Origin of the sequence: Streptosporangium sp. NPDC049248 (assembly GCF_040678965.1) — a bacterium.
Classification (GTDB): Bacteria; Actinomycetota; Actinomycetes; order Streptosporangiales; family Streptosporangiaceae; genus Streptosporangium; species Streptosporangium fukuiense.
The window spans coordinates 468,234-480,902 of sequence record NZ_JBFAQY010000002.1; the positions used below are offsets into that span (position 1 = coordinate 468,234).

Annotated in this window: 14 protein-coding genes and 1 pseudogene; 7 read left to right on the forward strand and 8 right to left on the reverse strand. The window is 68.5% G+C overall.

The features are described 5' to 3' along the window. Nucleotides 1-8: 8 nt before the first annotated feature. The 3 genes from AB0K21_RS05885 to AB0K21_RS05895 are packed head-to-tail and all read right to left on the reverse strand — an operon-like array spanning nucleotide 9 to nucleotide 3,243. Nucleotides 9-956 carry an ABC transporter permease gene (locus AB0K21_RS05885; RefSeq protein WP_364148153.1) on the reverse strand — a complete coding sequence of 316 codons (948 nt, stop codon included), beginning with the start codon at nucleotides 954-956 and terminating at the stop codon, nucleotides 9-11. Between the two features lie 2 nt (nucleotides 957-958). Then, nucleotides 959-2,617, reverse strand: coding sequence for an ABC transporter substrate-binding protein (locus AB0K21_RS05890; protein ID WP_364148156.1), 1,659 nt, complete (start codon nucleotides 2,615-2,617; stop codon nucleotides 959-961). A 59-nt stretch (nucleotides 2,618-2,676) separates the two neighbouring features. Beyond that, nucleotides 2,677-3,243 (reverse strand): NAD(P)H-dependent oxidoreductase, encoded by a 567-nt coding sequence (locus tag AB0K21_RS05895; RefSeq protein ID WP_364148158.1) that lies wholly within the window; start codon nucleotides 3,241-3,243, stop codon nucleotides 2,677-2,679. A gap of 612 nt (nucleotides 3,244-3,855) precedes the next feature. Between AB0K21_RS05895 and AB0K21_RS05900 the strand changes: the two are divergent. Next, nucleotides 3,856-4,059: pseudogene (locus AB0K21_RS05900) on the forward strand (DNA-directed RNA polymerase subunit alpha C-terminal domain-containing protein); the annotation flags it as partial. A gap of 27 nt (nucleotides 4,060-4,086) precedes the next feature. Continuing rightward, a complete protein-coding gene (locus tag AB0K21_RS05905) occupies nucleotides 4,087-4,209 on the forward strand; it encodes a hypothetical protein (protein WP_364148392.1) in 123 nt (40 codons plus the stop codon). A 273-nt stretch (nucleotides 4,210-4,482) separates the two neighbouring features. On the opposite strand, the gene AB0K21_RS05910 is transcribed toward AB0K21_RS05905, so the two are convergent. Continuing rightward, the gene (locus AB0K21_RS05910) at nucleotides 4,483-5,010 is read right to left on the reverse strand and encodes an ATP-binding protein (RefSeq protein WP_364148161.1); all 528 of its coding nucleotides are present in this window, start codon (nucleotides 5,008-5,010) and stop codon (nucleotides 4,483-4,485) included. A gap of 123 nt (nucleotides 5,011-5,133) precedes the next feature. On the opposite strand from AB0K21_RS05910, the gene AB0K21_RS05915 reads away from it, so the two are divergent. Continuing rightward, nucleotides 5,134-5,964, forward strand: a complete 831-nt coding sequence (locus tag AB0K21_RS05915; protein WP_364148164.1) for a helix-turn-helix transcriptional regulator — start codon at nucleotides 5,134-5,136, stop codon at nucleotides 5,962-5,964. Further along, nucleotides 5,955-6,164, forward strand: coding sequence for a DUF397 domain-containing protein (locus AB0K21_RS05920; protein WP_343963360.1), 210 nt, complete (start codon nucleotides 5,955-5,957; stop codon nucleotides 6,162-6,164). Before AB0K21_RS05915 ends, AB0K21_RS05920 begins: the two co-directional genes overlap by 10 nt. 105 nt (nucleotides 6,165-6,269) lie before the next feature. Here the strand turns inward: AB0K21_RS05920 and AB0K21_RS05925 are convergent, their stop codons facing one another. Continuing rightward, nucleotides 6,270-8,177 (reverse strand): WD40 repeat domain-containing protein, encoded by a 1,908-nt coding sequence (locus tag AB0K21_RS05925; protein ID WP_364148167.1) that lies wholly within the window; start codon nucleotides 8,175-8,177, stop codon nucleotides 6,270-6,272. Nucleotides 8,178-8,525: 348 nt separating this feature from the next. Next, a complete protein-coding gene (locus AB0K21_RS05930) occupies nucleotides 8,526-8,879 on the reverse strand; it encodes a hypothetical protein (protein WP_364148170.1) in 354 nt (117 codons plus the stop codon). A gap of 87 nt (nucleotides 8,880-8,966) precedes the next feature. Between AB0K21_RS05930 and AB0K21_RS05935 the strand changes: the two genes are divergently transcribed. Both AB0K21_RS05935 and AB0K21_RS05940 read left to right on the forward strand, forming a co-directional pair. Beyond that, on the forward strand, nucleotides 8,967-9,662 hold the full coding sequence (locus tag AB0K21_RS05935; protein WP_343963355.1) for a helix-turn-helix domain-containing protein: 696 nt from the start codon (nucleotides 8,967-8,969) through the stop codon (nucleotides 9,660-9,662). Between the two features lie 208 nt (nucleotides 9,663-9,870). Then, nucleotides 9,871-10,125 (forward strand): hypothetical protein, encoded by a 255-nt coding sequence (locus AB0K21_RS05940; RefSeq protein WP_343963354.1) that lies wholly within the window; start codon nucleotides 9,871-9,873, stop codon nucleotides 10,123-10,125. Nucleotides 10,126-10,217: 92 nt separating this feature from the next. Here the strand turns inward: AB0K21_RS05940 and AB0K21_RS05945 are convergent, their stop codons facing one another. Beyond that, a complete protein-coding gene (locus AB0K21_RS05945) occupies nucleotides 10,218-10,598 on the reverse strand; it encodes a helix-turn-helix domain-containing protein (RefSeq protein ID WP_364148174.1) in 381 nt (126 codons plus the stop codon). Between the two features lie 141 nt (nucleotides 10,599-10,739). Between AB0K21_RS05945 and AB0K21_RS05950 the strand changes: the two genes are divergently transcribed. Then, the gene (locus AB0K21_RS05950; RefSeq protein WP_343963352.1) at nucleotides 10,740-11,147 is read left to right on the forward strand and encodes a RidA family protein; all 408 of its coding nucleotides are present in this window, start codon (nucleotides 10,740-10,742) and stop codon (nucleotides 11,145-11,147) included. A gap of 181 nt (nucleotides 11,148-11,328) precedes the next feature. Here AB0K21_RS05950 and lysA read toward each other — a convergent pair whose 3' ends face one another. After that, entirely contained in the window at nucleotides 11,329-12,612 is a 1,284-nt protein-coding gene (lysA, locus tag AB0K21_RS05955) for a diaminopimelate decarboxylase (protein WP_343963351.1), read from the reverse strand. Nucleotides 12,613-12,669: the final 57 nt, after the last annotated feature.

The window sequence follows — 12,669 nt, forward strand, 5'->3', positions numbered from 1 at the left end:
CAGCTCCTTCACGTGGCCGCCCGCGACGGCCGGATGCGCGGATCGAGCAGCGGGTAGACGGCGTCGACCACCAGGTTCACCACCACGAAGACGAGGGCCGACAGCACGACCAGGCCCTGGATCATCGGGATGTCCTGCGCGGAGACGGCCTGCTCGACCAGGCGGCCCACCCCCAGCCGGGAGAAGACCGTCTCGACCACGATCGCCCCGGCCAGCATGTTGCCGACCGTCATGCCGACCAGGGTGAGGCTCGGCAGGCTCGCGTGACGCAGCACGTCGACGAAGAGGATGCGCAGCCTGGAGGCGCCCTTGGCGGTGGCCGTGACCACGAACGCCTCGTCCCAGGTCTGGCGGAGGCTCTTGATCAGGACCTGGGCGATGATCGCCGCGGTGGGCAGGGCCAGCGTCACCGCGGGCAGCACCACCGAGGCGAAGCCCCGGTTCCCGATCGCGGGAAACCAGCCGAGCCGGAACGAGAAGACCTGCAGCAGGATCAACCCCGCCCAGAACGAGGGGATCGACACCAGCAGCGGGGGCAGCGACAGCAGCAGCCGCCGCAGCCGTCCCCCACGCAGGTAGCCGGTGAGCAGGGCCAGTCCCCCACCGAGCAGCACGGCGACGGCGAAGGCCAGCGCGGCCAGGCCCAGGGTCTCCGGCAGCGCCTGGCCGATCAGCTCGGTGACCGGCAGCCGCTGGGGAATGGAGGTTCCGAAGTCACCCTGGACGAACCGCCACAGCGCGATGCCGTACTGGACGTAGAACGGCTCGTCGACGTGGTATTCGGCGCGCAGCGCGGCCACCGCACCGGGATCGAGCTCGCCCATGGATCCGGTGGAGGCGAGCATGATCTCCACCGGATCACTGGGCAGCAGATAGAGGATCACGAAGCCGGCGGTGAAGGCCGCCCAGAGCACGAAGGCGCCCTGGGCCGCGCGGCGCAGCAGGTAGCGGGCCATGGTCAGCCGGCCAGCCAGGTGTCGTGGAAGAAGTGCGCGGCATAGGTGTCGAGGACGTAGCCCTTGACCCGCGGGGAGACCGCGACGACCTTGGTCTGCTCGCGCAGCGGAATCCAGTGGCCGTGGTCGATGACGTACTTCTGCAGGTCGTCCGCGGCCTTCGTGCGGGCCTCGGGGGTGGCCGCCTCGTTCAGCGCGTCGGCGACGGCCTCCAGCTCGGGCTGCTCGGCGTTGAGCAGCGCGGAGTTGCTCTTCTTGAACAGCCCGGCGAGGAAGTCGATGTCCTTGCTCGCGCCCGAGCCGGTGAGGAAGTCGTAGTCGGCCTTGGAGATGTCCTTGAGCATCGCGGCGTTGTCGGCGGGAGTGTTGGCCTTGATCTCGACCTTCACCCCGATCCTGGCGAGCTGCTGCTGGGCGAGCTCCAGTTCCTGCTGGGTGGCGCCGAAGAAGTTGCCGATGATGTAGGTGATCTTCGGCTCCAGGCGTACGCCGTCCTTCTCCCGGACCCCGTCGGCACCCGGCTTCCAGCCCGCCTCGTCAAGGATCTTCTTGGCGCCCTCGGGGTCGTACGCGAGGTCCGTGCCGAAGTCCTTCCACCCGGCGGTGCCGGAGGAGACGATGCTGGTCGGTGCCTTGTAGATCTCCGGGTAGAGGGTCTCGGTGATCTCCTTGCGGTCGGTGCCCTTGAGGATGGCCCGCCTGACCGCGTCGTCGGAGCCCAGCGGGCTGTACGGGTTGGGGCGCATGCCCGGGACCAGGTTGGGCACCACCCGCGAGACGATCGTCTGCCCGGCCGAGCGCAGCTGCGGCAGATCGGTGATCGGGATGTCGTCGCTGATGTCGAACTGGCCGCTGACCAGGCCGCCGACCCGCACTCCCGATTCGGGCACCGCCTCGAAGACGATGCCCTCCAGGTACGACGGCCCCTGATGCTGGATTACGCCGTCGGCGCCCCAGTTGTAGTCCGCGCGGCGTTTGAGGGTGATGGACTTGTCCTTGACGATCTGGTCGAAGACGAAGGGGCCGGTGCCGACCAGCCTGCCCGCGCAGCGCTCCTCGGTGGTCGTGGCCAGCGTGGACGCCGACAGGATCGCCAGGTAGGGGTCGCTGGCGTTGCGCAGGAAGCCCAGTTCCGGCAGCTTGAAGTTCAGTCTGACGGTCAGGGGGTCGACCACCTCGACGCCGGAGAAGCTGTTGAGCGCGTTCAGCGTCAGGGTGTCGGTCTTGCCCTCGCCGACCAGTCCGGCGAGCGTGGTGAAGTTGTCGGCGACCGTCTTGGCGTCCAGGGGGGTGCCGTCGCTGAAGGTCACGCCCTCGCGCAGGTGGAAGGTGAAGACGGTGTAGTCGTCGTTCACCTCCCATTTGGTGGCCAGCCGGGGGATGATCTCGCCCGTCTTCGGGTCCTGGTCGGTGAGGGTGTCCAGGATCTGGTGGGTGACCGTGCTGTTGCGGCCGCCGGTGAGCGAGACGTCCAGGCACGGCTGGAAGCTGGAGACCGCGATGGTCAGGTTGCCGCCCTGTACCGGCGTGCCGCTGTCGGCGCCGCCCGCGCCCGCGGTGGCCTCACCGCCAGAGGAGCAGCCGACGGCCAGCAGCGCGAGCGCGGCCCCTGCGGCTGCCGCCCGGACGGGGGAAGTCGAGAACAACGAATATCCGAACATGAGAAACCCTTGTCAAAAGGACGACCTGGAAAGGTCGTTGAAGGAGAGAAAGGCCGAGGTCAGAACAGTGACCGGTCGGAGGACCGGACGGAGGTCCGGTCGGGGATCAGGGCGTGGGCGAACTGGCGGCAGACCGCCGCTACGCGGGATTCGCTCGCGCCGATCAGGCTGACCCCGCAGGAGTGCCGGATGATGTCGGTGTCGAGCACGAACGCCCCCTGCCCCACCTGCGGACAGCCCAGCGCGCTCAGCACCGGCCGCAACGTGTGGTCGACGGCCGGCAGGTGCGCCCGGCTGCCGCCGTTGGCCAGCGGCAGCGCGGCCTTGCCCGCCAGCACGCCCGGAGGCAGCACGTCCAGGAAGGTCTTGAGCAACCCCGAGTAGGACGCCTGGAAGATCGGGGTGGCCACCACGACCCCGTCCGCCTGCTCGATCAACTCGATCGCGGAACGGATCTGCGGATCGGCGGAGTCCCCGGCGATCAGCGCCGCGGGCGGCAGGTCCGCCGGGCTGATCAGCACCGTGGTGTGGCCCTCCAACTCCAGCCGTTCGGCGACGTTCTCGGCGAGGGCCGCGGTGGCGGAACCCGGGACCGGGCCGCCGATCACTGCTACCACAAGGGCCATGCGAAAGATCTCCTACGGCGTGCTCGCCAGACGGGTGGAGAAAGAGACGAGGTGCCCCCGCGACGTCGCCGTCGAGGCGAGGCAGGACGGGCCCACGTGGGCCGTCATTGACGCTCGGTGATGTGCAGCCTCAGCGACAGATGGCGCCGTCGGTCCGTACGAAGTCGACGAACAGGCAGCGCACCAGCATGATTTCCGGCACGCGACGCCTGTTGTACGTGGTCAGTGCCGCGAACATAAAAACCATAGTTCCATACTGGTTTAGTAGGTTTCAAGTCACGGCCCGCCCCGGATCCACGGACAACCGTGACGGAACGTGTCCACGACGACCTCGCCCCACCGCCGAACGACCCGCACGGGCGCCCTCCCGGGAGCGACCACCCGTCCCGTCGAAGCCGGACTCACCCGGGTCGCCGACCTACCGCGGCGCGCACAGGGCCTGCCCCCACCCTGACGGGCGCCCCGCGGAACGACGCGGGTTGACACCTCGGCAGGCGGCGGAAAGACTCCCCGCCGGGGAGAGTGTGATCTTAAGGAAGGTCCACGATGTCACTACGCCAGTCATGGACGACGGACCATGACCCACTGTGCCTGGGGTACTCGTCGGGTGACGACCTGGCTCTGCCCATCGAGGAACTCAACCTCACGGTCCGTGCGTACAATCGCCTCAAGCGCGTGGGCCTCCACACCTACGGTGAACTGGTCGCCCTCGGCGAACGGGATCTGCTGGCCATCGAGGGCTTCGATTCCGAGCTGGCCGAAGAGGTCAAGCAGAGGCTTGCCGATGTCTGCCTGTCCCCGCGAGCCGCCCCGCCCGACGGCGTCCGGAAGCACTCCGCCTTCATCCGGCACAGCTCCTGGGCGTCCGTCCGCGCGGTGGCCTTCCATCCCGGCGGCCACCTGCTGGCCACCGCGGGCCACGACAGCGCGACACGACTCTGGGACATCTCAGCGCCACATCCGTGACCCGTCAGAGCGGAGAGTCGAAACGCACCGGGCCCTGCCTGGCGGATCTCGCCGTGGCGAGGATCGGCCAGGTGGTGCCTCGCGAGACGGAGGAGGGAACCGCGACAGGGGCGGGGCCTGGAGAGGACCTCACAGCTACGCCTCACCCGGCGTGGAGGCGGCGGCCCCGCCGATTCAGGTTCGGGGCTGCTCTTCCCAAGGAAGACGTACACACCACGCCTGTCGAGGACCGGGTTTTGAGCGCATGCCGCGCTTGAAGAAAATCACCGAATGCTACGCCTCCGGCTGGACGGCGGGAATGGCATACGTATCCATGGGAATTTCATCGGAGCCTGAGGGATTCGCCGGGATCGCACACCATACCGTCCGGCCACCGGCCCCGAAGTCGCGAATGCCCCAGTTTCCCGATGAAAGCTGGTTGACAATGAAAAGCCCTCGCCCGTCTTCCGCATTCGTGGATTGATTCTCCCGTATGTGTGGTTTGCTGGACTCGGAACCGGGGTCGGTGACCTCTATCCGCACGAAGTCGTCGACCACCTTCAGGACGACCATGACCAGGTCCCCCACCGGTCCGGACTCCGAGTGTTCGACGGCGTTCGTGGTGATCTCGGAGACGGCCAGCCGCACCTGCTCGTAAGCCGGATGATCGGCACCCAGGAGATCGAGAACCAATTCCCGTGCGCGCGAAACCGATTCGACTTCTCTGCGCAGGAAGATCTCCGCTGACTTTCCGATCGGCTGCATCACGATGACCTTTCCGCCAACCCACAGATCCGCCTTTCGGACTTTCTCGCCATACATCCCGGAGACTGCCCGATGCCATTCCGAGATTCCCAAAAAAAGGCTACGCTCGGTAGTAACCCCGGACTCACGGTCACTACACAGATATATGTGGAGGGCCGTGTGTTGATGAAAGGAAGGGAAATGTCCATCTCCCCGAGCATTAGCCCCACAGTCTCCCCAAAGGAATATTTCGCCGCAGAGCTCCGCAAATACCGCAAGCAAGCGGGGCTCAGCCAGAAGGAGCTGGCGGACCTCATCGGCTGGTCGACCAGCCTGGTCAGCATGGTCGAGCTCGGACATCGAAAGGCGCCCCGGGAGATGGCCCAGAAGATCGACGAGGTCCTGGAGCTCGGCTCCGCCCTCACGGATCTGTGGGACCTGCTCAACCACGTGGGCAGCCACCTGCCCGACTGGTTCCGTCCCTGGATCGAGATCGAGCGGGAGGCCGAGACCTTGAGGGCCTGGCAACCTCTCGTCGTTCCGGGCCTGCTTCAGACCCGTGACTACGCCGAGGCCATGCTGCGCGGCGAGCCACGCATCACCCCCGAGCAACTGGAGGAGTACGTGTCGGCCCGGATGGACCGCCAGACCATCCTCAGCCGGCCGACCCCTCCCATGCTGTGGGCGGTCATCGACGAGAGCGTCCTGTTCCGTCCCGTCGGCGAGGACCACGTGATGGCGGCGCAGCTCAAGCACCTCGCCGAGGCGGGCGAACGTCCTGACATCGCGATCCAAGTCCTCCCGACCCGGGCCCGCACGACGACCGGCGTCAGCGGAGGTTTTGTCATCGCGCAGGCGCACCGGGGAATGCTCAACGCGGCCTATGTCGAGTCGGCCGGTGCGGGTCAGGTAACCGATCGACCCGACGAGGTCGCCGTCCTAGCATTGAGGTACGAGACGATCCGCGTCGAAGCACTGTCCCAGCGCGAATCCCTGAAACTCATCAAGGAGACGATCAAGCGATGGACCTGAACCGGGAACTGGCAGCGGCGACGTGGACCAAGTCCACCCGATCGGCGAGCAACGGCGGCGAATGCGTCGAGGTCGCCAGGCTGTCCGGCGGACGCCACGCCGTCCGCGACAGCAAGAACACCGCCGGCCCCGCTCTCCTCTTCACCGCCCCCGCATGGACCACCTTCATCGACGGCATCAGGAACGGCGACTTCGACTAGGGGTCGATCATGAGCGGGTCCTGCGCCGCCGGCGCGGGACTCAGCCATCCAGACGGACGACGAACAGAACCCGGCAACCCCACGACACGCCGACCTGACGAAGCGCTACCGGTCCAGGTGCCATGCGCGGACGAAGCCCGCGTGGTCGACCGACAGAAGGGTGCGCTCGTCGGGCGAGACGAAGAAGGCCGACACCTCCTCACCGTGGCCGACGAAGTGGTCGAGGAGTTCGCCGCTCGTGCGGGCGACGACGACGCGCCGCGCGTCGCGGTCCCACCCGATGACGCGGTCGGCGCCGATCTCCTGGTGCCAGTGGACGGCGCCGATCGGGTCGGGGAACTGACGGATCCTCGGCGGAGCGGCCGGGTTCTCCAGGTCGATCACCGCGTAGCCGCCGGGGATCCGGTGCAGCACGTGGCGGCCGTCGTGCGGGTCCCGGCCGATGTCCCGGGGCAGTTCGTGGAGCAGGAGGCACCGCTCGGGATCGATCAGGAACGCCCGTTCCGGGCGGGAGTAGGTCTCCAGCACGATGTGCGGCCCGATCGCGGAGATCCTCGGCCAGTTGACCGGAGCGATGCTCAGGTCGATGGACGCCTCGTCGATCGCGAAGTTCTGGGGGTCCGTCCTCTCCCGGGTGTTCAGATCGATTCGCAGCAGGGGGAAACCGGGCCGGGGGTGGTAGTGGCCGTCGACCATGTAGGCGGTGTCGCCCGCGATCTGCGGCGGCCCCGGGGTCTGGGCGTGCCACACGAGCCGTCCCGTCGCCACCTCCCAGGCCCGCAGCGTGTCCCAGGCCGTGTGCCAGACGAGGTCGCCGCGGAAGAACAGCGTGGCCTGGCGCTTGACGAACCTGTCGAGAGCGGGGAAGTCCTCCAGGGCCACCCCCCGCATCCGATCCGGCCGCTCGAAGTCGAGCCTGGCGAGCGTGCCCTCGCGGACGATCCAGTGCTCGCCGTCACGAGCGCCGTGCGCGACGCCTTCGGCCCAGCGGGTGATCGCCGCACCTCGCGGAGGTGCCAGGAGTCGGGGCTCGCCGAGGCGTTCGATCGCTCCGGTCACGGTGTCGCAGCGGTGGACGACGCCGTCGCGTCCGCCGAGGGCCACCATGGCGCCCCGTTCGGCGACCGCGAGGGCGGTCACCGCCGCGTCGCGGTCGGGCTGGCGGCGGCTGCCCGTCCGCCTGAGGACCCCCTGTCCCGCGGATGCGAACTCCGGGACGCGGCTGAGCGAGGCCAGCACCTTCTCCTGGGAACGGTCGGCCACCGGTTCCACGTAGAAGACGGCGGCGTCGGCCTCCAGGTCCCAGACCTGAACGTCACAGCCGGTCTGCAGGACCGCCAGATGCCCGCGGTCCGGGCTGAACGCCAGCGGGCCCGCCCATGCGCCGGCCAGTTTCCGGTGGTCTCGGTCTTTGGTCTGCCGCCCGCTCTTCGCGGAGACACGCCGCAGCCGCCAGCTTGGATTGTCGGCCTCCCACAGGTGATCGGGCTTGTCGGCGAAGCGCACCGACACCTGCCGGACTCCGTCCCTGCCCCCGCGGTTCCAGACGTGGAGTTCGGCGCCGGTGCGGGCGTCGTGAACACGGACGCGGAGGCGGTCCTTGACCACCACGAGGCGCCGCCCCGAGGGATGGACGTCGAAGTCGGTGGTCTCTCCGTCGGCGATCGGCGTCCATGTCGACTCTCCCAGCTCGCGGTCGAGCCGGGCGACGTACGAGTCGCCCGCCAGCCACACGTCGCGCGGTGTCACCGTGACGAAGTGCGCGGGATGGTCGAGCACATGGTCGGCCTCGACCTCCATTGCCGTATTCCAGGCGATGACACGCCGCGCCGACACGCCCAGGATTCGCGGGCCGTCGGCCACCAGGTCCAGCACCGGGTCGTCCGAGTCGTCGCGCACCACACGCACCGTGCTGGGGGATCCGAGGTCCCAGGACTCGATCCGCCCGTCCTCGCGCGCCACGACCAGGAATCCGGCCTGCCCGAACGCCATCGCGGTGATCGCCGCAGCCATCCGCTCTTCCTCCCGGTGTCACGTGTAGGTCTGTATCTGCTCCTGCCGCGCCGCTTCGAGCGCGCGGGATCAGAGAGAAGCTAGAGACCGCGACTGGTGAGCGACTTGTCGATCAGTGGGAGGCCACGGGCCGGTGACGAGCTCGATGATCCAGCTGCGTGGCCGAACCGGTCGGCCGGGTGCGGAATGCGGGTCCGCTGGAGAGCGATCGTGAACATCGGAAGGCGCCCGCCCGTGTGTGACGGCCCGCACAGGTTCACCGCCCGTCCGGCGGCCACCTATGGCACGGTCGTGGTCGAGAACCTCGACTCAACCGGCGCCTGGCCCGCGCGGTCGCTGACACGGGACTCAGCCGTCCAGCCGGACGGTGACGGTGACGCGGCCCGCTTCGTCACGTCTGGCGACCGCGTGCCCGGTGCGGTCGGCCCCGTCCAGCTGTAGCGATATCGGGCCGCCCTCGTCCAGGAAGTTGCGCCACCACACCTTGGCGTCGGGGAACTGAACGCCGATCGTGACGGTGTCGGCCGAACGCCGGAAGGCGACGGGTGTGCTGAAGGTGCGTCCCGAGCGGCGTCCCGTGTAGGTGACGACCGTGAGGTGTCCGCTGATGAACCGGCCCCATCGGGGCGAGGAGCGCAATGTCAGGACACAGGAGTTGAAACGGCCAACCGCTCGCTTCGGAAGTGCTCTCCGGTATCGCACGGAACCTCCATCATGACGGGTGTCTACTGCCGGCCAGCGTAACCCGATAAGTGGAGAGCCCCATCCACTTGGCCTAAAGTGAGAGACATGAGCGCCGAGACCTCTCGTATGCCGACCGTCCCCGACGCGGCCGCGGGGTTGCGCGCCGACGCGCGGCAGAACCGCGACCGCATCGTCGAGGTCGCCCGCGAACTGTTCGCCGACCGCGGACTCGACGTGCCGATGGCCGCGATCGCCCGGCACGCCCAGGTGGGGATCGCGACGCTCTACCGCCGTTTCCCCACGAAGGAGTCGCTGGTCACCGAGGTGTTCGCCGATCAGTTCAAGGCATGCGTGTCGGTCCTCGACGACGCGCTGGCCGATCCGGACCCGTGGCGCGGGTTCTGCACGGCCATCGAGAAGGTGTGCACCATGCAGGCCGTCGACCGCGGCTTCAGCACGGCCTTCGTCGCGGCGTTCCCCGACGCGGTCGACATCGAGCAGGAACGCGACCGCGCCATACAGGGGTTCGCCGAGCTGACGCGACGCGCCAAGGCGACCGGGCGGCTGCGCGCCGACTTCGCGCAGGACGACCTCGCCCTGCTGCTCAAGGCCAACTGCGGCGTCATCACCGAATCCGCCGAAGCGGCCCTGGCCGCGTCCCGACGGCTCGTCGCCTACCTGCTCAGCGCCTTCCGCGCCGAACAGGCCGGGCCTCTCCCGCCACCCGCCGCGCTCGATCTGCACGACGTCCTGAACTCACCGGCCTCCACCACTCGTCCCGCACCAGACCCGGCGACCTGAATTCCTGAGGCCAGAGGCAGACCGCGGGACCCCGGCCGCTCGCCCATCCGAACTCAGCACAGGCCCCACCAGCCTTCCCAGCGGCTCACAAGCGTCTTCCAAGGAAGATCACACACTCTGCCGGCAGGACGTCACGTGTTCGGGACGCGATTCTCGCGGGAGTCGTATTTCAGTTGGCACGTGTTTCTTCACGAAGGGCAGGAAGAAAATGAGAGCTCGTCGTCTGGCCACAGCGGCACTGGTGGCCGGTGGACTTGTCTTCGGCGCCATGGCCGGCCCCGCCGCGGCCGCCACCACGGCGGCCTCCGCGCAGGCCGCCCCATCCTGGCACCTCGCGGGCTACTACCAGTACAAGAACGACTGCAACAGGACCGGTTTCACAGCCATCACCAACGGCGGCATCGTCCAGGCTTACAGGTGTGACCTCGAAGGCTCCCGCTTCGCCCTTTATCTCTACTACTGAAATAGCCTGAGAAAACGTCGGCTCGGGGCGGATCTCTCCGTGAGTCCGTTCCGGGCCGACCGTGCAGGCCGCCCGTGGCCGTGCTCCGCTCCTCATGCGTCGAAGCGGCGGCGGGATGCCTCGATGTGACCGAGGTAGTGGCTGGTCCAGCCGCACATTCCGTCGACCGTCGCCCGCAGGGCCTGGCCCGGCTCGGTGAGGGTGTACTCGACCCGCGGCGGCACGGTGGGGTACACGCGCCGCTCGACCAGGCCGTTGCGCTCCAGCATGCGCAGGTTCTGGGTGAGCATCTTGTGGCTGATGCCCTCGACCTCGTTCCGCAACTCGCTGAAGCGCAGGGTGCGTTCACCGAGAAACTCGATGATCAGGAACGCCCACTTGTTGGCGACGTCCGAGAAGATCTCCCTCGCCAAGGAGTCCGCGCGCGTCAGGTCCGCCTCGTTGGGCGAGCCCTTGAACTGCTTGGTCACCATAAGGTTCCCCAGTCACTGAATAGTGCGTTCTTCCATGTCAGCGGCCACTCTCCTACAGTTCCTGAGTAACCACAAGAGACCAAGAGCGTCTCGGTTGGTAGAGGCGAGCCCACGGGCTCTCATGACGAGGAGGCAGGCAGCATGGCCATCACCCTGGTGAACCCCAGCGGATTGCCGGAAATCGATGCCTACCGGCAGGTGTCGATCGCGACCGGGTCGAAGCTGGTCTTCATCGCCGGGCAGGTCGCCTGGGATGCCGACGGGGTCACGGTCGGCGAAGGCGACCTCGCCGCCCAGGTCGAGCAGTGCTATCTCAACATCGGCACCGCCCTGGCCGAGGTCGGCGGTTCCTTCGACGACGTGGCGAAACTGACCGTCCACGTCGTCGACTGGACCTCCGACAAGATGCCCCTGCTCCTGGAGGGGATCACTCGGGCGGCCGCGAGGCTGGGGGTCACCCCGGTCCCGCCGGCCACGCTGCTGGGCGTCGCGGCACTGGACGTACCCGACCATCTGGTCGAGGTCGAAGCCACCGCGATCATCGACTGAGCGGAGGTTCTTCGCCCCGAGCCTGTTCTCGACCTCGGGGCGAAGAACGGTGTCCGCTCACCCGGGCATCCGCCGGGCCGATCAGTGCTCCTCGTCGGTGAGCAGGAAGTCGGGCCGGAAACGATCCCAGCCCGGCACGTTCAGCGCGTTGAGCGCCGAGACGATGCGTTTCTCCTACCCGTCAACGCAGGTAGAGGCGGAGCAGGTCCTCCTCGGTCTCCCGGCGCACGATCGCCCTGGCGACCCCGTCGCGGACGGCGACCACCGGGGGCCGCGTCACGTGGTTGTAGTTGCTCGCCATCGACCGCTGGTAGGCCCCCGAGGCGGGGATCGCCAGCAGGTCGCCGGGCCGTACGTCGGCGGGCAGCGGAAGGTCCCGGACGAGCACGTCGCCGCTCTCGCAGTGCTTGCCGACCACGGTGACCTCACGCGGGGGGGCGTCCGAGGAGCGGGAGGCCAGGAGCGCGGTGTAGGCGGCGCCGTACATGGCGGGGCGCGGGTTGTCGCTCATCCCGCCGTCCACGCTGACGTAGGTGTTGACGCCGGGGATCTCCTTGACGGTACCCACCTCGTAGAGGGCGACGGCGGTGGGTCCGGCGATCGAGCGGCCCGGCTCGACGGCGAGCCGCACCTGGGCGGGTACCGCCTCACGCAGCGCCGCGACCACCTCGGCCGGGCGGGGCGGGACCGGGTCGCCGGGCCGGTAGACGATGCCCAGGCCGCCGCCGAGATCGAGCTTGGGGATCGTCACGCCGTGCTCAAGCTCGCAGGCCAGCAGGAAGTCGGCCATCCGGCGGGCGGCCAGGGTGAAGCCGCCCAGATCGGTGATCTGCGAGCCGATGTGGGAGTGCAGCCCGGTCAGCTCCAGTGAGGTGGTGGCCAGGACCCGGCGGACCGCCTCGGCCGCCAGTCCGGCGCCGAGCGAGAACCCGAACTTCGAGTCGTCGCCCCCGGTGGCGATGAACTCGTGGGTGTGCGCCTCCACCCCGGGGGTGACCCGGATCATCATGCGCTGCCGTATCCCCGCCTCGTCCGCGAGGGCGGCCAGGCGCTCGATCTCGGTGAAGGAGTCCACGACCACGCAGCCGACGCCCCAGGTGACGGCGCGGCGCAGCTCGGCGACCGACTTGTTGTTGCCGTGGAAGACCACCCGCGCGGGGTCCATGCCCCCGGCCAGGGCCACGGCCAGCTCGCCCCCGGTGCACACGTCGAGGCAGAGTCCGGCCGCCTCCAGCCAGCGCACCACCTCGGGGCAGAGGAATGCCTTGCCGCCGTAGTGCACCTCTCCGTCGGGGAGCGCCTCCCGCCACTCGGCGCAGCGGCCCTGGAACTCCTCCTCGTCGAGGACGTAGGCGGGTGTGCCGAATTCGGCGGCGAGCTCCCGTACGCCGATCCCGCCGATGCGGAGTTCCCCGCCGGTCCATGCCGCGGTGCGCGGCCAGCCGTTCTCCATCACCAAGGTCATGGTGTCGAAGGTAGAGACTGATGGCTTTTGTCCGGTCTTAGCGGCGAAGTTTTCGAT